Annotated in this window: 9 protein-coding genes; 5 read left to right on the forward strand and 4 right to left on the reverse strand. The window is 53.8% G+C overall.

The genetic code is table 11. From position 1 onward, the window contains the following. Positions 1-10 precede the first annotated feature (10 nt). From WG219_20075 to WG219_20085, 3 genes are read right to left on the reverse strand one after another with little or no spacing between them, the layout of a single operon-like run. On the reverse strand, positions 11-232 hold the full coding sequence (locus tag WG219_20075) for a hypothetical protein (GenBank protein ID WXL25566.1): 222 nt from the start codon (positions 230-232) through the stop codon (positions 11-13). After that, positions 229-12,642: a filamentous hemagglutinin N-terminal domain-containing protein gene (locus tag WG219_20080; GenBank protein WXL25567.1), complete on the reverse strand. Its 12,414-nt coding sequence runs from the start codon at positions 12,640-12,642 to the stop codon at positions 229-231. Before WG219_20080 ends, WG219_20075 begins: the two co-directional genes overlap by 4 nt. 38 nt (positions 12,643-12,680) lie before the next feature. Further along, positions 12,681-14,375, reverse strand: coding sequence for a ShlB/FhaC/HecB family hemolysin secretion/activation protein (locus WG219_20085; GenBank protein ID WXL25568.1), 1,695 nt, complete (start codon positions 14,373-14,375; stop codon positions 12,681-12,683). A gap of 652 nt (positions 14,376-15,027) precedes the next feature. Between WG219_20085 and WG219_20090 the strand changes: the two genes are divergently transcribed. Further along, complete coding sequence (locus WG219_20090; protein ID WXL25569.1) at positions 15,028-15,681, forward strand: DUF3313 domain-containing protein; 654 nt, start codon at positions 15,028-15,030, stop codon at positions 15,679-15,681. A gap of 13 nt (positions 15,682-15,694) precedes the next feature. Here WG219_20090 and WG219_20095 read toward each other — a convergent pair whose 3' ends face one another. Continuing rightward, complete coding sequence (locus tag WG219_20095; protein WXL25570.1) at positions 15,695-16,036, reverse strand: cupin domain-containing protein; 342 nt, start codon at positions 16,034-16,036, stop codon at positions 15,695-15,697. Positions 16,037-16,226: 190 nt separating this feature from the next. Between WG219_20095 and WG219_20100 the strand changes: the two genes are divergently transcribed. From WG219_20100 to WG219_20115, 4 genes are read left to right on the forward strand one after another with little or no spacing between them, the layout of a single operon-like run. Continuing rightward, positions 16,227-17,357: an ABC transporter permease gene (locus tag WG219_20100; GenBank protein ID WXL25571.1), complete on the forward strand. Its 1,131-nt coding sequence runs from the start codon at positions 16,227-16,229 to the stop codon at positions 17,355-17,357. Next, complete coding sequence (locus WG219_20105) at positions 17,354-18,142, forward strand: ATP-binding cassette domain-containing protein (protein ID WXL25572.1); 789 nt, start codon at positions 17,354-17,356, stop codon at positions 18,140-18,142. Before WG219_20100 ends, WG219_20105 begins: the two co-directional genes overlap by 4 nt. After that, entirely contained in the window at positions 18,143-19,060 is a 918-nt protein-coding gene (locus tag WG219_20110) for an MlaD family protein (protein ID WXL25573.1), read from the forward strand. Then, positions 19,057-19,671, forward strand: coding sequence for an ABC-type transport auxiliary lipoprotein family protein (locus WG219_20115; protein ID WXL25574.1), 615 nt, complete (start codon positions 19,057-19,059; stop codon positions 19,669-19,671). Before WG219_20110 ends, WG219_20115 begins: the two co-directional genes overlap by 4 nt. The last annotated feature ends 160 nt before the right edge of the window (positions 19,672-19,831 follow it).

A 19,831-nucleotide genomic window follows, 5' to 3' on the forward strand; every position in this document is an offset into this window, starting at 1 on the left:
ACCAACTTAATTATAGCTGTTGTAAATTTTTAACTGCCTGACTCAACATAGACATAAATTCTTCAAGCTCAAAACTCCACTTCCCGCCTTCAGCAGGCGGGTATATTTCGATTTCAACTGGTCTTCCTGGTTCGTGGGATACTTCAGCTAGTTGATCAGTTCCCAACCAGATTTCGAAAACCAAATTTTCTCGATCTGGAGGGCTACTCATCAAAGAGGTTAGATGTGTCATGGCTTCGGCGGCTCCAACAGACCAATAAATTTCCCACTAGCATCGTAGCGAAGCCCCCTTCCGTCGGGAGCAACTACATCCATAACTTTCCCAAACCTCCCGGTGTCTTTGTAGGTTATGGTCGACGCGGGATTACTCAAAATATCATCAGCTATTTTTTGACCTTGAGCATTGATTTCGGAAGGACTCCCTTTAACGCTAGGGAATGCGCTACCTTCTCGGCTGCCATGCTTCTGGAGCGCTCGGCCAGCTAGTGAAAGCTGCCCTGATTTATCCGCGGGGTCCAACACTTTTCCCGCACTAGACAAATCATCAATGGTTTTCCCTGCCAACGAGCGGCCTTTTGCCCCCACGCCTTTCCAATACTCTACCGCCTTCTCAAACTGACTAATACCCGCGGGAGTAGGTGTTCCTGCCGGCCTCACATACGACTGGGATTTCCCACCAACAGCTCCGCCCGCAATCAAGGAGAACCGGTCCATGCTCGGAGCCCATTCCCCGATCACATCGCTCAGGTGCACATAGCTGGTCAACGCTCGCTCGACCAGCGTGGCTTTGTAGCCCTCGCAGGTTGAGGTCGAGCATTGCATGGCCATCAACGCGTCAAGGCTGCCGGCAACCTGGTCTCTGCGATACTTCGCCATCATGGACCCGCTGGTCGTCATAGCGACGTCGAACAGTTCCTGGCTTTCAGCGTCATAACCGCCACTGATCCACTTTTGTTCCTGACATTTCCCAGCATCCACCCCAGTGCACGAGGCCATGTCTTGGTCGAGGGATTTAACGTCCGGATGTTCTAGGTAGTTATATTGCGTTGAATTCTTAGCAACCCAAGATCCAACCTGCATATCCTTCTCATCACCGCCCTGTGCGGTTGCCGTAAGCACCCCAAGTACTTGCGAATTCATCACGAGCAGACTTTTCTTCTGCTCCGGATCCATTTTTCCATACCAGTCAGAAAGGCTGTCAACCAGCGCCTCGTTAGCCCCAGCGGCTAACGCGCCTGTCTTGAAGTCACCACCTGCAGCTTCAGCAGCAAGACCACCAACAATTGCATGTAAACCTATCTTGGCAGGGCTTCCGTTTTTAAGGTCCCACCTGTTGGGGGCTGATATATCACCAGCCCAGTTGAAACCAGCAGCGGCAAAAGTACTTGCAAGACTTGCACGTAAAACATTGCTTACTGTGCTATCTCCCCCGAGAGCACGATCAAGGACAGTTGATGTTCCGTTTTGCAATAGCTGATTGCCCGCAAAGCGTCCAATACCCTCAACACTAGAAAGATCAACCTTGACCTCGCCGGTTAAGGGATTGGTCTTCGTCTGGAGCATGCCATCAAATAGTCCGGTGGTGAGTCCAGCGGTTGCTCCACTTACCAAGTAACCACGAACAGCTTCAGTGGATGTAACATCTTTAACTACAGCCCCCAAATTGCCGCGGTTGTTAATCGTGCTAGTAGCGGCATTCGAGGCGACGGAGCTTGCAACGGTATTTGCAGCGGCAGCCTGCCAACTACCTTGCGCAGCTCCCACCATGCTTGATCCTGCCCCCCAGGTCAGGTAAGTGACAATAATCGCGATCACAATCATCGCCGGGCCACCTAGCCCTGAGTGGCTCTTGCTCCAGCTGTCATGCAGCTCGCGTACTTGCCGCCAGTCCACATCGCCACGGGCTTCGGCCTCTTTCAACCAAGCAAGACTAGGATCAGCCTTCACCATTGCATCAATGCTTTGGCTTACGGTTTGCTGGTTGATCTGCTTAACGTCGATTTTCAGTCCGCCGACCGCGTTAATCAGCACTTCACCTTGGGCAGTGAGCTGGCTCTGGCGCAAGGTTTCATCAACCCTGCCCTTGTCTTTCATGCTGCTCCATGCCCAACTGTTTTTGCTTTTGTTGTGGCTTTCCTGGCTTTGGTCCTTAACCCCCTCAAAGGTCACTGCACCGCCGCTGGTGATGTTGATGTCCTCACCACTATCCAGCTTGGCAGCCTGGTAGAGCTGGTCACCGCCACTGACCAGGTTCAGGTTTCCACCCGTGGTGATTTCACTGCCTACGTTGGTGACTTTGGTCACTTCATCACGGCGGAAGCTCTTGCGACCCCATGAGCCCTTTTTCTTTTTCTGGTACAGCGAGTACTCATAATCTTCCGCACTGAGCAGCGCCAGACTCTCACCGGCTACAAGGTAGGCATCTTCGCCTGCCTTGATATCGCTGGCTTGCAGGATCAGGTTCTCATCCGTGCGGATATTTACGCTGCCACCTGCTGTGATTTCTGTCGATTGCTGTTCGACACTGTCGTTCTGACGGGTGACTTTTTTGCGTTTCGAATAGGAGTGCTCTTCGTTAGCAGCAGAGGTCAACAGCGTGTTGCGTCCGGCATCAAAGTCGATATCCCTTGTGGCGGTTATATCGCTGGCCACAACGGCGATATCTCGCCCGGCTCCGATGACGATGTCGCGCCCGGACTGAAGCTCTGAACCGATCTGCCGGATACGCTCCTCACGATTGTTTTTGCCAATGCTCTGCTGCTCAGTGGTTTCCGCCGAGGTGATGGCAACGTCACGTCCTGCCGTTATGCGCATGTCACTGCCGCTGCTAAGCACGCTGCCAACGTTGCCGACATCCCGCCCGGCCACAAGCGTCAGGCGCTCAGCTGCCTCAATACGCGCGGCACTGTCGGCAATGTCTTGCACGTTCTGGCGGTTGCCAGTAGTGGTCTCATAACGGGAGACAGTGCGTTCGTTGATGATGTCGCCGGTCAGTGCGGTGAGGCTTACGTCACGTCCTGCAATCACGCCACCTTGGCTGTTGCGGATCGTGTCACTGGCGAGCAGGCTTAGGCGGTTGTCTGCTTCGATCAGGCCGCTGTTACTGATGTTATTGCCGACAGCGTTGAGGTTGTTGGACGCACGCAGGGTACCGCTGTTCTTCAGCTCACCTCCGCTGATCAGGTTGAGGTCGCGCCCCTGAATCAACGCACCGTTTGGAGCCAGACGTCCCTCTGCCTGTGCCAGGTAAAGCACCGGCACCAGGACTTTTTCGCCATTAACCTCTTGTTCTTCAAGCCAGACGATGTCGTGGGTCAGTGCAGCTATCTGTTCCGCACTGAGGCTAACGCCAACAGAGAGGTTCAGCTTTTCTTTGCTGGCGATTGCGTTGTTCATCAAGTAGCGGAAGGTGGCTTCGTCAGAGTCTGCCCCTGCAAGGAAGCGTTGCCCGGTACGGGAAACGATGGCTTCACGGATCAGGCGCTGCTCATACAGGCCATCGCCCAGGCGCTTCTGGGCCACATCGGGGTTATTACCAAGCCCCCCCAACAGGTAATCGGAGCTGAGGAACTGTTTGAGGTTGGTCAGCTCCGGATTGGTTTCGATCAGGTATTTGCTGCTATGGGCTGGCATAGCAGTACTGAGGAAGTTTTTCGCACTCACTAATACCGGGACATTTAGCTGGCCCTTGTCTTGATTAATCGGATGCTGTCTGCCGTTCTCTGGGACAATTTGCCAGGCAGAACCTGAAAGGGTCGGGTTTTGCGGTAATAGATTGCCACCTGCGTTCGCGCCGATATCTGCGCCACGCCCTACAGCAACAGTCGAAGCAGAAAGTGGTCCATCTTGCGGTAAGGTGTAATCGCCTTTTGGCCTGACGTTTGCTCCAGTATCTGGTCCTGCCGCAACCGTAACTGCAGAGCCGGACTCCACTTTAAATTTTGACAGTTCGTGGCTGGTATTGATGCCGACAGTAGCTCCGCTCACAGTTCCGCGCTCAACGGCCGCAATGGACGATCGTCCGTTGAGCGACGATGCTCCCTGGCCACTCAAACGGAACAAACCATTTTCACCTTGCGGTAAAGCAAACCCCGGTAATGCCAGCGGGTTGACCTGTTTTTGAGCGAGATCTGGCGGTAATTGAGGGTTGAGTTTGACGACAAAAGTCTTGCCGGTTCCGGACGTGTTTGTATTGCCTACACGGCTAGCTCCGCCTTTGTAGTTTGCACTCTCATTAATGACGCTGTTTTCAAGGCTTTGGGTGGCGTTGATGGTGACGTTACCGCCGGCTTGGACAACAGCGTAGTGGCCTTCGCTTCCTGGAGTGACACGTTCTACATCGCTGACTAGCCGACCGTAGCTGGCTAACTTCCAGGGTGCAGGCGCGAGTGCATCCGGATTGTATTTGGAAGACTTAGGGTCATTGGCCTGGTTGTATTGGGCCATGTCACCGCCCATAAAACGCTCGACCGTTCCATCTGTTACCTGCCAGTTGTAGACGCGAACCCGCTCCACATCACCAGCGACAGCCCCTTGGTTAACGAATTGGAACGCATTGGCGGTAATGTTACGCGCCGCTGTGATGCTACTTCTCTGGTTGGTAAGTCCCCCCCCCTCGAAGATAAAGTCCCTGCCAGCGGAGATAAAGGCAGAGGGTGAGTCTTCAGTGATTGTATTCTTGTAAGTCTCTTTCAGTGTGAAATCGACATTGTAGTTATCTCCACCGCAGTCATAGCAGCGCATGGTGATGACACCAGAGGCAGGCTTACGCTCAGCTGCAAACTTCTCACTACGATTGGTCAAGGCCCAGGTACGAATCGAAAGATCACCGGAGCTTTCCAGCGTCGCAGAAATGTTCTCAACAGAAGCCTGCCCATCGATCGCACCTTCACGACCGATACGCAGATCGCCGAGGCTGTAGATATCTGCATAGAAGTTAGTAAGTCGGTCAACGTCGAGCACCATATTGGTGCCGCTGAAGATCAGGCCATTCTGGTTACGCAGGTTTGGGGCATTGATCCTCAGTTGTTGGGCGGCCCCTAGCGTGCCGTAGTTGTTCAGGGTTCCGGCATTTACCAGCATGTCCCCGGCTGAGGTCAGCTTGCCATCGTTGGTAAGCAGGCTCCGCCCCCCTACAGTGGTCTGACCTGCACCGCTAATACTGGCGGTATTGGCGATATCCACCACATTAGCGTTCAAGGTCAGGCTGCCCAGACTTGTGAGCCTACCCGCACTGCTGTACTTGCCCGAAAGATTAATGCTGATGCTGCCATCACTGGCAAGCAGTCCGTCGTTCGACCAGTTATTGCCTGTTCCAGTGATCGACTCACGGGCCAACAATTGCCCGCTGCCAGTCTGGCTAAACTCTCCAATGTCCAGCACCAGCTTACCGGCCTGAAGCACACTGCTGTTTTGCCAACTTGCTGCACGGATATTGAGCAGACCGTTGCTGGTAAGGTTGCCACCAGCCTGAGTTACGAGAGCAGAACCCAAGCCAAATGTGCCGGTCCCGGTGTGAAGCACACGACCGCCCGCATTATTGAAGCTGCCGATTTGCAGATCCAGGTCTTGGTTGGCGGTTTCTACAACGCCGTAGGCGTTATTCAATCCACCACTTGCGATAAGGCGGGTTTTCCCGGCCGTTCCCAATGCTCTCAGGTTACCGACCACGTTATTGATCTGGCTGGCGCGCAGCTGCAGATCGCTTTCACTTTCCAACTGACCAAACTGGTTGTTGAGTATGCCTGACAGGCCAAAGTCGATACGACCGGCCCCGACCTTACCGCCTTGTCCCAAGGCTGCACCTTGGTTGAGGAACTGTTGACCTGCGACAGACAGCAAACCACTAGCGTAGAGCCCCCCACCTTGGTTATCGAAATCAGTCGTATTGACCCGTGCTTCTCCCGCAAGCGCAGAGATAAAACCCTTGTGGTTACGCACGCCGCCAGTTGCCTGAACCTCAAGCGATTTTGCCTGCGCGGTACCTGCATTGTTATTGAACAGGCCGGTTACCAGCTTGAGTAACCCTTTACTGCTGCTCAGTACACCAGCGTTGCTGTTATCAAATGATGTGCTTTCAAGGTCGAGCTTGCCGGTCTGGCTTTCCACCCGACCACCTTGGTTATTAATAGCTCCAGTAAGGCGCACAAGACTATCGCCCTGGCTCAGTAACGTACCGGCTTGGTTATTAAGGCTACCGGCTTGTACATCGAGGCTGCCTGCCTTGCTGTAGATCAAACCATCGCGCTGGTTCTGCAAGGTGCCTTTGTTCAGACGTAGCAGCAGATTCCCTTGGCTTGCCAGAGTGCCTTTCTGGCTGTTATTCAGGCTATTGGCCGTAAGCGTGAGCAAGCCTTTACTGATCAGTTGCCCCGCGCTGTTATCCACATTATTGGCGACCAGCAGCAGGTTTCCGGCACTGGCCAGTTGTCCATTCTGGATGTTAGTCAGGCTACCCTGCAGGTTGAGGTCTAGTGTGCTCTGGCTACTGAGCAATCCAGCGCTGTTGTTCAAGCTCTGAGCTTGCAGCTGGATACGCTGGGCATTGATTTGACCATTCTGGTTTTCAATCTGAGCCGTCTTCTGATTCAGCTCCAGAGTCTTTTTCGCAGATATCAGGCCATTCTGGGTGTTGTTGAGTTTGCCTACTATGTTGAGGTCAATATCACCCTCAGTTGAGACAATCCCATTGGCGTTATTAAGACTGGCGGCTGCAAGTGTCTGTTTGCCCAGACTCACCATCGCGCCCTGATTACTATTATCGAGGGCACCTGCCAGCTTAATGTCGAGAGCACCTTCTTTACTTGAAAGCGTACCGGATGCACTGTTGTTGAGGCTTGTACCTTTAACAGACAACCCTTGCCAACCTGAAAGAAGGCCCTGGCCACTGTTGTCCAGATCATCCACATTCAGTTGTAAGTGCTCAGAACTGATGATCCGTCCCTGTTGGCTGTTGTCGATAGATTTGGCCAGCAGACTGAAGCTCTGCTGACTGGATATCTCGCCTTTTTTACTGTTATTCAGTACTCGCAGATTTTCGATACTGAGCGGGCCGCGTACACTGATAAGCCCGGCGCTGTTATCCAGATCCCCACCTTGCAGATCAAGGCTTAAACCCTTCTCTGTGATCAAGCGTCCCTGCCGCTGTATGAGCTGTTCAACCAGTAACTGCAGATCCCCTTTACTGGAAAGCTCACCACCGTCACTGGAATTCAACTGCTTGGCGGTGATGGTGAGAGCGCCCTCGCTTGTGATCAGTCCTGCAGGTTGGCCATTCACAAGAGCGCTGTTATTCAGGTTATCCGCAGAAACAGTCAAATTTTGCTTGCTGCTGAGGGCACCTGAGCGGTTATCAAGATCCGCACTGGTGATGTTCATGCCTGCCTGGCTGATCAGTTGGCCGCCTGAACGGTTGTCCAGCGTGCCTGTATTTATTTCGAGATCAGCTTTGGCTGAGATGAGGCCCTGGTTATTGTTCTGCAATGTGCCGCTGGATGCCTTAAGCTCAGTTCCCGCAACGACATTCCCCTGATTCTGATTGTTAAAGATTCCCTTCAACTCAAGGTTGGTGTCGCCTCGGCTTACTAAGGTACCGCCATCACTGTTATTCAGGCTGTCGGCCACTACAGTCAAATCAGCGCCAGCAGAGAGCACGCCTTTAAGACTGTTATCCAGAACTCTGGCAATACGTACCAACAGTGTTTCGCCACTGATCAGCCGTCCGCCCTGATTACTCAGTTCACTCGTCTGGAGTGTGAAGGCTTTTTGACTGGATAACTCCCCGCCCAGGCTGTTATCCACCGATGCGATCTGACGCAAAAGTAACGTTCCAGGCGTTGCTATCAGCCCCCGCTCGCGATTGGTCAGCACACCATTATTCAGGTCCAGAGTGATGCTGGTTTCACTAGTCAGCATCCCTTCTGCCTGCTGGCTCAAGGAGGTGAAGTTGGCGTCGATTGCACCCTTTGCAGCAATACGGCCTTTTTGGCTGTTATCTGCATTACCTGCCTTCAGTGTGATATCTGCGTTACTGGTAACGCTGCCCTGCTGGCTGTTATTGAGCTCTCCGGTATTGACCGTGACCACGCCTTTAGCACTGATAAGGCCTGAGTGACTGTTGTCGAGTTGGCTGCCTTGCAGGTTGAGCTGCCCATCCGCTAACAGCTTGCCGCTTTGGTTATTCAGCGCGCCTTGGCTGTTCAGCGTTAAATTGCCTGCACCGGAAAAACTGCCGGTTTGGTTGTTAATACTTGCTGCGTCAACGGTTATCCCACCTTCGCTGGTTAGCAAACCGTTTCGCTGGTTTTCCAGGCCGCCGCTAAGTACAACATCAATTTGCTTTGCACTGCTGAGAAGGCCGCCATCTGTATTAACCAGCGAGTCACCCTTAAGGCTCAAGCCATCACGCCCCGCCAGGACACCCTTGGTTTGATTCAACAACCGAGCGACGGTCAGGGTTAGCCCACTGTCACCAATAACTGAACCGCCCTGGTTATTCAGCTGCTCAGCGGCGCTGAGACGTACAGTACCTTTACTCGATAACTCCCCACCGCGGTTATCAAACAAGCGTGAACTGACTTGAATGCCCTGATTCGCGGAGATTTCTGCGTTCTGGTTATCAACCAAATCCGCCTTGAGCAGCAATGCACCTTGGCTAAGAAGACTACCTCCCTGCTGGATCAGAGATTTTTCGACCTCTGCAGTCAAATCCCCTTGGGCCGCTATCTGCCCCTGCGAGTTGTTGACCTCATCGGCCTTAAGGGCAAGCTTGCCATCGGCAACAATGCTGCCTGCGGCAGTATTGCTCAGCGTTTTGAGGCTAATGAGTGCCTCACCTTTGCTGACTATTTTCCCCTTGTCAGCGTTATCCAATGTCGTGCTGGCAATGTTCAGGACTGTAACTGCGCTGACTGCCCCGCTCCGGTTATCAATTTGACCAGCGTTCAGATTTAGCTCTGACTGGCTCGACAGCAAACCGTCTGCGCTGTTATCCAGGCTTGCGGTATCGAGGCGCTGGCTTCCCTGGCTGGCTATGCTGCCTGACTGACTGTTGTTGAGATGACCGGTGATATTTGCTGTCAGTGTCCCCTTACTGAGGAGAAGACCGTCCTGACTGTTGTCCAGACTGCCGCTGTCTACCTGCAAGTGCCCATCAGCCAAAATCTCGCCGCTGCGGTTATCAATACCACCCGCAATAACCTGGGTTTTCAGGCCTTGCAGCGTACCGCTTTGGTTGTTCACAGCCCCCTGAGTCTGAAGGACCAACTCACCCACACTGGAGAGCACTCCGGCCTGGTTCTCCAGCCGTGCCGTTTTAACACTGATACTGCCCGCGCTCAGCAGTCCTTGTCGCTGGTTGTCCAGCTCACCGGTCAGGGAAATGTCGATGCGTTGCTTACTGTTGAGGAGGCCGCCGTCACTGTTGTTGAGACTGTCAGCTACAAGCGTGACGCCATCTCGCCCTGCTAAAACCCCTTTGGCCTGATTCAGCAGACGCGCCACGGTCAGAGTCAGGCCATTATCACCAATGATTTGGCCGCTCTGGTTATTCAGCAGCTCACTCGCGTTGAGCAGAACAGCTCCCTTACTGGAAAGCTCACCGCCGCGGTTATCAAATGAGCGCGACTGAGTTTGAATGCTCTTATTGGCAGCTATCTGTGCATTCTGGTTATCAATATGATCAGCCTTAAGCTGCAAGCCCCCCTGGCTAAGCAGCTTGCCGCCCTGTTGGGTCAGCCCCTTGGCAATCTCTGCGGTTAGATCGCCCTGAGCAGCTATCTGCCCCTGCGAATTGTTGACAGCATCAGCCTTGAGGGTGAGTTTTCCATCGCTGACTATACTGCCTGAGGCCGTATTGCGCAGAGCCCCCAGAGTAAGCTGGGCATTACCTTTGCCACTCACCTGCCCTTCGTCACTGTTATCAAACGTTGCGGCAGCAATATCCAGCGTAGCACCAGCACCGATTGCACCGGTTCGGTTATCTATCTTGTCGAACTGCAGGCTCAGTTCCGCCTGACTCAGGAGCAGTCCATCGTCATGGTTGTCCAGCCCGTTGCCTGTCAAATGCAACTGGCTGTCAGACAAAATCTCTCCGTCACGGTTGTCGATATCAGTTGCATCAACCTGGACTTTGCCGCCTTTGAGGGCGCCACTCTGATTATTCACAGCCCCTAGGGACTGAAGTGTCAGTGTACCGGCACTGGAGATCACGCCCGCCTGATTGCCGAGGCGAGCTGTTTTTACAGTGATTGCTCCTGAACTAACCAGGGATCCTTCTTGCTGATTGTCCAGATCTCCGCTCAGGGTAACGTCGATGCGGCTCTTACTGTTGATGAGGCCGCCCTGGCTGTTGTTAAGGCTGTCAGCTACTAGCGTTAGTCCATCACGCCCTGCTAAGACCCCTTTGGCCTGATTCAACAAGCGCGCTACAGTCAAGCTCAGGCCAGAATCCCCAATAACCTTGCCACCTTGGTTATCCAGCTGTTCTGCAAGTTTAAGCTGTACGGCACCTTGGCTCGAAAGCACCCCGCCCCGGTTATCAATAGCACGCGCCTGGACTTGAATTCCCTGGTTCGCGACTATCTCTGCGCCCCGACTGTCAATCTGATCAGCCTTGAGCAGCAATGCCCCTTCGCTGAGCAACTTACCGCCTTGCTGGATAACCCCACCCGCAACCTCTGCCGTCAAATCTCCCTGTGCTGCGATTTGCCCCTTGGTGTTATTGACGTCACCGGCCTTCAACTTGAGCGTGCCATCACTGACGATGCTGCCTGCTGAGGTGTTGCTCAGCGTTTCAAGAGCAAGCTGGGTATTGCCCTTACTGTTAACCCTGCCTTTGTCACTGTTATCCAGCGCGGTGCTTGTAATAGTCAGGTTCTTACCAGCACTAATGCCTCCGGCTCGGTTATCAATCTGTCCTGCCTGGAGGGTTAACTCTGCCTGGCTCGAGATCAGGCCATCACGGCTGTTGTTTATGCTCCCGGCATCAATGTGCTGGCTCCCCTGACTGACCAAACTGCCTGATTGGCTATTGTTGATCGCCCCCAATACGTTAAGGGTCAGATTCTGCTTACTCGAAAGCACACCCTTCTGACTGTTGTCCAGACTGGCACTGGTCAGCTGAAAATGCTGCTCAGAAACAATTTCCCCTGAGCGGTTATTGATCGCTCCCGCGCTAATCCGGGCGGAAGCACCTTTTAAGCTCCCCCCCTGATTATCAAGACTCTGATCTGCTGAAAGTTTGAGTTCATTTCTGGCGGTGACTTTGGCCGCGCGATTATCCAACTGCGCAGTGCTGACTTTGATGTCAGCACCCGATAGCGCCCCCTTCTGATTATCAATGGCCTGTTTGGCTTCAACAGCCAATTCACGCTCAGCCTGAATAAGCCCGTTTCGATTGTTCAACTGGCCTGCATTGATTCTTGTTTCTGTTCCTTTGAGGCCACCTGCTTGATTATTTAGCTGGCCACCGGCATTGATTTGCAGATCCCGGCTGGCTATGACACTGCCACCGTTGCGAATAGTCTGACCTGCGAGCGTCACATCTCCCTGAGCGTTACGGCTCAGATTGCTCTCAACTCCAGCTTCGATGATTCCAGCATTGCTGATCTGAGTTGCTTGTAAATTGATCTGATTACGAGCGGCGAGGCTCTTTTGGTTATCCAGGCCCTTCTCACTCTTGATTTGGACCCGGCCTGCGGCATAGGTATTGCCCGTCAGTTCAACGGACTGGGCCGAGGCAAGCAAATTGCTCTGCGTCGATGCCTGAGCCAAGCTGAGCTTGCCACCTGCATCAATCTGAATATCACCTGCACTGGCTGCCATATTGCCGGCCAGTTTTACCCCGACTCCCTTCTCGGTGCCGACCAAGCGAATTGCTCCGGCATACATACCGCCCAAGGCACTTGAGTCGATGGCCAACTGCGGAGCATCTGCCGGATTGGCAGCACGCGGCGTCGCCGCCAGGGTCTTGGCATCTACGTCGTTTGCCCCGGCAATTATTGCAAGCTTGTTGGCGTTGATTTGCGCGTTGATCGTTGCGCTACGGGCAATCAGCTCAAAACTGTCGAGGTTACTGGCATCAATCCCTGCGCCTTCAACCACAACCTGCCCACCATCAACCTGATAGCGACTCAGGTTACCGTTTTCAACAATTGGTTTACCCGTAGTCAGCGTCGCTCTGGGGGTGTTGATAAAGCCACAACCGTTACAGGTAATACCGTGCGGGTTTGCCACAATGACATGAGCCGATTTACCGGCAACTTCGGTATAGCCCAGCATCTGGCTCGCACGCGGACCTGTCACTTCATTGAGGATAACGCCCGCTGCCCGCCCATTCAGGGCACCGTTACCAACGATAATGCCCCCAAGCTGAGTCGACTGAGTCCGTTCAGTCGAGTTGTTCAGGATCAGCCCCTGTTTACCGACGTTGTAGTCCGTAAAGCTGTTATGAGACAGGCCGCTGCCGTTAGGCGCCGCAATATTGATGATGGGTACGCCATTGCCAGCCTGCCCCAGCGTTGTATTGCCCGCAGCTTTGGCATCTACAACAACTTGTGCTGTTGCAGACATCAACGGATTGAGAAAAATAACCCCGATCAGAACACAAGCTATGTTCTGAAAAAATGGCGCTCTAACATCCATGTTGAAACTCCATTGAATCTTTGTTGATTTTTATAAAGTCAGAAAAAAATGTCCGCACGGAAATACACAGGATGCTCCTGGCGCTCCAGCGCATCAGGCCGCTCCAAGGAGCGGGCAAAAGTGGCCGAAACTGCCAAGTATTTGCCTCTGGCGCTTAGCTCGATTGCATTGCCGGAAAGCCTGCCTTTTTGCTCTGGGTTATAGCTGTCACCACTGATGACACCTACGTCATAAGCAAACGCGACACCGTATTCCTGCACAAAAGGCTGCAACAGCTCCCAGCTCACAGGCCTGCGCCAACGGATCTGATTACGCCAATAAGCCCCCGTATCGCCAGTCAACGACTGATCCTTGTAACCCCGGATCGAACTAAGCCCCCCCAGGCTGATACGCTGCGGGCTGAACAACACGTCCTCGCTACGCTGGCCATTGAGCAGACTGTCAAAAGAGAAGGTCTCACCCAACAATTGAAACGGCTGCAAGTAACTCAGCGTCAGTGTGTACTTGTTGTAACGAGCTACGGGTTCACCGCCTCTTGGATGCCCTTCGTTCTGGGCATCAAAAGCACCGATACCACGCTGCCAACCGATATCAGCATTGATATAGGCATTGCCGATACGCCGACCATGGTTAATCCCCAATTGCGCCTCTGAAAGGCGCTGGCTGGAAGTACCAATACGGTTTCCGAGAATAAAGTTGTTGGTGCGCACATGGCTTAAACCAAAGCTAACCCCTGTCTTACTAACACTGTCACGGTGCATAACCCGCTCAGCGCGCAGGGCGTGAGTACTGCTATCGCCATCCTGATCAAACGAGAACCCATTGCTTTGGGTCTTGGTTCGGTAATAGCTCTGGTTGTAACTGTAGGCGAACGTCCACCAGCCATAGGGAATGCTGTAATACAGGCTCTGATTATCAGATTTGCGATAGCTGTCGCTGACGGCATCCCCGCCAGCTCTAAGGCTCAACTGATCGGCAATACCTAAGGGGCTGTCCCAGTCCAGACCAAGCCCCCACTGCTGCTCGCCAGTACTCAATTGCCCATCATTGTGTCTGGACACATTAACGCGCCAGGGTTTGCTGCGCTGGCCCTGTAACTGAACGACGCTGGCTCCCACTTCTTCACCTGGAACCAGATCGAGTTGGACTTGGCGCGAAGGTAGCCGGTTGATCTGCTCAACCAACTGCTCAAGCTCCCGAAGATTAAGCATATCGCCCGTTTTGCCGGGGAAGCCCATGGCTAACTCTTTGTCAGAGGCCAGCTCAGAACTGTTCAATCCATCAAGCCGCCCCTCAACAACCGTAACGTGCAAAACTCCACCAGCAAGATCTTGCTGTGGCAAGTATGCACGGGTAGTCACATACCCTCGGTTCAGATAATGATTGGTGATGTCTTTGAGCAGCTGGTTCAACTGACCAGCGCCAAGACATTTTCCTGTGTAGTCTTCAACGAGACGGGCCTTGTCTGTTGCGCTGAGCAGTGTGGCCCCACTCAGTTCTATACTCTGGATGGTAAAGCAGCGATCAGACTGATCAGGCGTGGGGTCTGCTGATTGCTGAGGCGACGGCCCAGGCAACTGCCGTAGTTCCTCTAGCCGTTTTTGCTGCTCTTGTAAAAGGCGGTCCTGACGCTCACGAATGAGATCGATCTCACCGGGTGTCTGCCCTAAAGACACAGTCGAATAAAACGCGAATAGCAGCCCTAGCGCCGATAAATAAACAGCGACTCTCATTACTATCAGTCCTTTGATTAGGCGCACAGTCTCCGTGTGGCGGCCGAATGAGAACATGACCGAATGGCCATTATCAAGGCTTCAAGGATTAATTAACAGAAATAGCACCAAGGTTCAAAGTTAAAGAAAGCAAACAATCATATCTTTATGAATATATAAGACCCTAAAAATCAATAACTTATCTGATAATTGTCTTCACGCAAAATGCTGGAGTCACTGCTTAATAAAGCATTCTTAGTATTGCATTTAAACCTAGCAAAATATAAATCAGGCAAGTTAAGGAATATCAAACATCCAGAATGGAATAGCTACTCTTACAAGCACGATGCAAGCGCCATAGTTGCAACAATTTATACAGTCAATTATTAGACTGCTCGATATCTGGTAGCTCATCTGCTGCTAGCACTGGAGCAGGTTGGGCTTCTATAGCCTTTCAAGCGCCCGAGCATATTGTTCACAGATGCCGATCACCCAAGCACAGCAGCCTGATCACGCTTAGCTAAGAAAGAAGAAAAAACCGATAACCCACCAGACTCCCAGCCAGCAGATAAGAATATTCCTGTCTTTGAACCAGAACTAACACCTAGGTATGTGTGTGACGCTTGGGCGCTGAACTACAGTTAAGGCATCCTCCACTGCTGAGACTACCGAAATGACGCGCCTGCCTTTAGCCATTGTTTTATCGGTTTCACTGTTTCTTACCGGCTGCGCCAGCCAAACAACTACTCCTGACCAATACTCCGGTTTTCTCAGCGATTACTCGCAACTGAAGCCTGCTCAGTCCGCCAGTGGTGTACCGGTGATGCGCTGGGTCGCGGCGGATTTTAAGCCGCAGAACTATCACTCGATTTACGTAGAAAAGCCGGTTTTCTATCCGGCGCCGAAGCCCAATGATCAGGTCAGCCAGCAAACGTTGGATGAGATAGCCGTATATTTGCAGCAGGCGATCCAGCGTGAAATGTCTAGCTCAATGACAATCGCCCATCACCCGGATGCCAACAGCCTGATTCTGCGCACTGCCATTAGCGCGGTGGAACTCACTCCGGAAGGGTTGAAGGTGTATGAGGTGATTCCTATCGCATTGGTGGCCGCAGCCGCGAGTACCGCAGCAGGCACCCGTGATCTTGAAACGGATGTTTACGTTGAGGTCGAAGTTCTGGATGGTGCTAGCCGCAAACCGGTGACCCGCGTTGTACGCAAAGGTCACGGTCAGCAGCTGGAGAACAGTAGCACTCAGCTGTCTCTCAAAGACATCAAGCCGGTGCTGGATGAGTGGGCGAAGGACGTTCGTAACTTCAAGCCCTGATCATTGGACCGAATCAGGCAAATACGAAGTATTTGCGTACGGTTTCCACCACTTCCCAGGTGCCCTTCATGCCGGGTTCGACGATAAAAATATCGCCCGCCCGCAAGTGAATGGGCTCCTGGCCTTCTGGCGTGATGATGCAGTAGCCCTCCTGAAAGTGGCAGTACTCCCACTTCTCGTAAGCGACCTGCCACTTGCCGGGCGTGCAGATCCAGGTACCCATGATCTTGCTGCCATCTTCGGAAGTGTAAGCATTCAGGTTGACGGTGTGAGGCTCGCCGTCGATTCGAGTCCACTTGCAGGCATCAAGTACGGGAACAGGGGTAGTGTCACGCAGGACGGTTATCGGTTTCACAGGTCGCTCCAGATAATGGGTCAGTAGTCCCCAAGCCTATGGCTGCAGGCGGTCTCAGACTGTTCTGATCTCGACCTCAATCTGCTTTATTCCGCACCCGCCAAATCAACCGACCGAATAATGCATATTCACTAAAATCCCAGGCGGGACTCTGGGCGCTTAGTAGAAGAGCGATGTAAGCTGTCCGCCCATGACAACTCCCTACATCACCGTTCCGTCACCGACAGATGAGACCGCCAGCTTACTGATTGGCGGTGACTGGACGCTCGCTCACTATGCGACCTTAGAGCCGCTGGTACACGGCCAGCGCCAGCACGTGAGCGCCAATATTGCCGTTGACCTGAGCCAGTTGGGTGCTCTAGACACTGCTGGGGCTGCGCTGTTAGTTGAGTTACTCGGCAGTCAGCGTTTAGCAGAAGTGGCCTCAACAGGCCTAAGCAAAGAGCGCCGTGGTTTGCTGATGGCAGTGGGTACGGCCATGGCGGATAAGTGTGATACCCCGCCTGCCAGACCGGTTCCGCTGTGGCGTGAGCTGCTCGGGCAGATCGGCCGCGGCGTTGAGGATCTGTGGCAGCAAGCCGTTGCCCTGACCGGCTTTATCGGTATGACGCTGGCCGCGATGCTCGCCATTATCCTGAAGCCCCAACGCTGGCGCATGACTTCACTGGTTGCCCACCTCCAGCAGAGTGGGCTCAATGCCGTGCCGATCGTGGCACTGCTGACGTTTCTGGTTGGGGCTGTGGTGGCTTTTCTCGGTGCCACCGTGCTGGCGGACTTTGGCGCCAGTATTTACACAGTAGACCTGGTTGCCTTCTCGTTTCTAAGGGAGTTTGGCGTACTGCTGACTGCCATCCTCATGGCGGGCCGAACAGCCAGTGCCTTTACCGCCCAAATCGGCTCAATGAAAGCCAACGAGGAAATTGATGCCATTCGTACACTCGGCCTCAATCCGATGGAATTGCTGGTGTTGCCACGTGTGTTCGCCCTGCTGATTGCCCTGCCGATTCTGACTTTTATCGCCATGCTCAGCGGCCTGCTCGGTGGTGCGGTGGTCAGCGCACTGAGCCTGGATATTTCCCCGACGCTGTACCTGAGCATGCTCAAAGAGGACATCGAGCTGCGACACTTCTTTGTCGGCCTCGGCAAGGCTCCGCTGTTCGCCTTTCTGATCGCGGTGATTGGCTGCCTTGAGGGCTTCAAGGTGACCGGCAGCGCACAGTCGGTGGGCGAGCGAACCACCAGCAGCGTGGTGCAGTCAATTTTCGTGGTCATCCTGTTGGATGCCCTTGCCGCACTGTTCCTGATGGAGATGGGCTGGTGACGAAAGAGTCCATCATCGAAGTCCGTCATCTGGTTAATCGCTTTGGCAGCCAGACCGTGCACCAGAACCTCAACCTTGATCTGTATCGGGGTGAGATTCTCGGCGTGGTAGGCGGCTCAGGCACGGGTAAGTCAGTCCTTCTGCGTAGTATTCTGGGCTTGCGCCAAGCCAATGAGGGCACGGTCCATGTATTCGGTGAGGAGTTGCTGGCACTGCCAACCGAACGCCGCTCGGAATTAGAGAGACGCTTTGGCGTGCTGTATCAGCGCGGAGCCCTGTTCTCCTCACTAACGGTGACTGAAAATATCGCCTTACCTCTGATTGAACATGCAGGTCTGAGTCGCACCAGCGCTGAACGGCTGGCTCAGGTGAAGCTGGCCTTGGTCGGACTGCCGCTGGAGGCGGGCGATAAATACCCCACAGAACTGTCTGGCGGAATGGTCAAACGCGCCGCGTTGGCCCGCGCGTTGGCACTGGAGCCTGACATCCTGTTTCTGGACGAACCGACCGCAGGGCTGGACCCCATCAGCGCGGCAGCGTTTGATCAGTTGATTCTAACCCTACGCGATGCGCTGGGCTTAAGCGTGTTTCTGGTCACCCATGATCTGGACACGCTATACACCATCTGCGACCGGGTAGCGGTGCTGGCAGAAAAACACGTGCTGGTGGCTGACCGCCTGGATGTGGTCGCCGCGTATGACAACGCCTGGATTCATGATTATTTTCACGGCCCCCGCGGACGCGCCGCCGGACAAGCCGCCCGTGACATATCGAGGAGAAGTTGAATGGAGCCCCGTGCCCATCATGTACTGATCGGTTTGTTCACCCTCATCGCATTGGCAGCAGCCCTGGCCTTTGCCCTGTGGCTGAACCACTCCAGCTCCGATGAAGAGATGAACGACTATGTGGTGATCTTCAATGAAGCGGTGACAGGCCTGACGCCCGGCAGTGTTGTGCAATACAGCGGCATCAAAGTCGGCGATGTGCTGAGTCTGTCCCTGGATAAGGATGATCCGCGCAAAGTCCGCGCGCACATCCGTGTGACCGCCTCAACCCCGATTCGCCGTGACACCCGCGCGCGCCTTTCGATCACCAGCATTACCGGTGCAGCACTGATTCAACTGCATGGCGGTACACCGCACAGCCCCAAACTGAAAGGTGAAGATGGCAATCCTGGGGAGATCGTCGCTGACCCTTCGCCGTTGACGCGACTCATGTCCAACGGTGAGGACTTGGTGCTCAATGTCACCAGCTTGCTCAATCGCGCCAATGACCTGTTCTCCGACGCCAACATCGAGCACATCACCCACTCGCTGGAAAACATTGAGCAAACCACCGCGAGCATCGCCGGCCAGCGTGAAGAGCTGCGCACGGCTCTGCAACAGATGAGCAGCGCCAGCCGTGAGGCCGCCGAGCTGATGCGAAATGCTAACGCCCTGCTGAGTAATCAGGGCCGAGATGCGATGGATAATGCCCAACGCACTCTGGCGTCACTGGAGCGCAGCAGTAGCGTGGTAGAGCAGCTGCTTAACGACAACCGCAACGCCATCAATGGGGGTATGCAAGGTATGAGCGAGCTTGGCCCAACAATCGCTGAACTGCGTAAAACCCTAAACAATCTGCAATCTTTTACCCGCCGCCTTGAAGAAGACCCAGCCGGTTATCTGCTACGCAATGACAGCATTAAGGAGTTCCAGCCATGAAGCCCACTCGTCTTCTGCTGACATTGGCCTTGCTGGGCGGCTGCTCAATTCTGCCTGAAAGTGAGCCGTTGGATATTTACCCCCTGCCAGCCAAAGAGCTGCCCGCACAAAGCCCGACCGTCAATTGGGCACTAAAGGTAGAAACACCCAACAGCGAGCGCATGCTAGATAGCACACGCATATTGGTTGTACCCAAGGCTGCCCACATCAATGCATACCAGGGCGCACGCTGGAGTGAACATGCACCGGAGTTAGTGCGAAATCGCCTGCTGGATGCATTTCGTGATGACGGACGCATTCAAGCGTTGAGCAGTGACGAACAAAACCTCTATGCAGACCTTGCCTTGACCAGCACCCTGCGGCGATTTAACAGCCGGTATGAGGATGGCATCGTCAGTACGCAGATCCAGTTGGACGCACAACTGGTGAATGTCCGAGATCAAAGCATTGTTGCCAGTCGGCGCTTTAAAGTGAGCACGCCTAGCGCAACCGCGCAGATCGGCCAAGTCGTCGCTGCATTTGGCACGGCCGCTGACGAGCTCAGCCAGCAGGTTATTCACTGGGTTGTAGAGACAGGTTCTGGACTAGCCTTGGCCCAGCCGCCAAAGTGACAGCCCCGCGGGGCTACAGGCTATCGAAATAGGCAATGACAACGATCAGCGTTAGCGATTTCCCAGACCTCAGATAGCAGTCTAGGATTAGTACTGCTCCTGATAACAAACGCATAAGCGGCGTCGAATAAGGTTATTCAGACCTCGCAAACAGAGCTCA

This window comes from Pseudomonas mendocina (assembly GCA_037482215.1).
Taxonomy (GTDB): Bacteria; Pseudomonadota; Gammaproteobacteria; order Pseudomonadales; family Pseudomonadaceae; genus Aquipseudomonas; species Aquipseudomonas mendocina_E.

What these genes read in the sequence shown, in the direction of transcription:
- WG219_20075 (WXL25566.1), bottom strand. Translation starts at nt 232, where the DNA reads ATGACACATCTAACCTCTTTGATGAGTAGCCCTCCAGATCGAGAAAAT.
- WG219_20100 (WXL25571.1), top strand. Translation starts at nt 16,227, where the DNA reads ATGACAACTCCCTACATCACCGTTCCGTCACCGACAGATGAGACCGCC.
- WG219_20110 (WXL25573.1), top strand. Translation starts at nt 18,143, where the DNA reads ATGGAGCCCCGTGCCCATCATGTACTGATCGGTTTGTTCACCCTCATC.
- WG219_20080 (WXL25567.1), bottom strand. Translation starts at nt 12,642, where the DNA reads ATGGATGTTAGAGCGCCATTTTTTCAGAACATAGCTTGTGTTCTGATC.
- WG219_20090 (WXL25569.1), top strand. Translation starts at nt 15,028, where the DNA reads ATGACGCGCCTGCCTTTAGCCATTGTTTTATCGGTTTCACTGTTTCTT.
- WG219_20115 (WXL25574.1), top strand. Translation starts at nt 19,057, where the DNA reads ATGAAGCCCACTCGTCTTCTGCTGACATTGGCCTTGCTGGGCGGCTGC.
- WG219_20085 (WXL25568.1), bottom strand. Translation starts at nt 14,375, where the DNA reads ATGAGAGTCGCTGTTTATTTATCGGCGCTAGGGCTGCTATTCGCGTTT.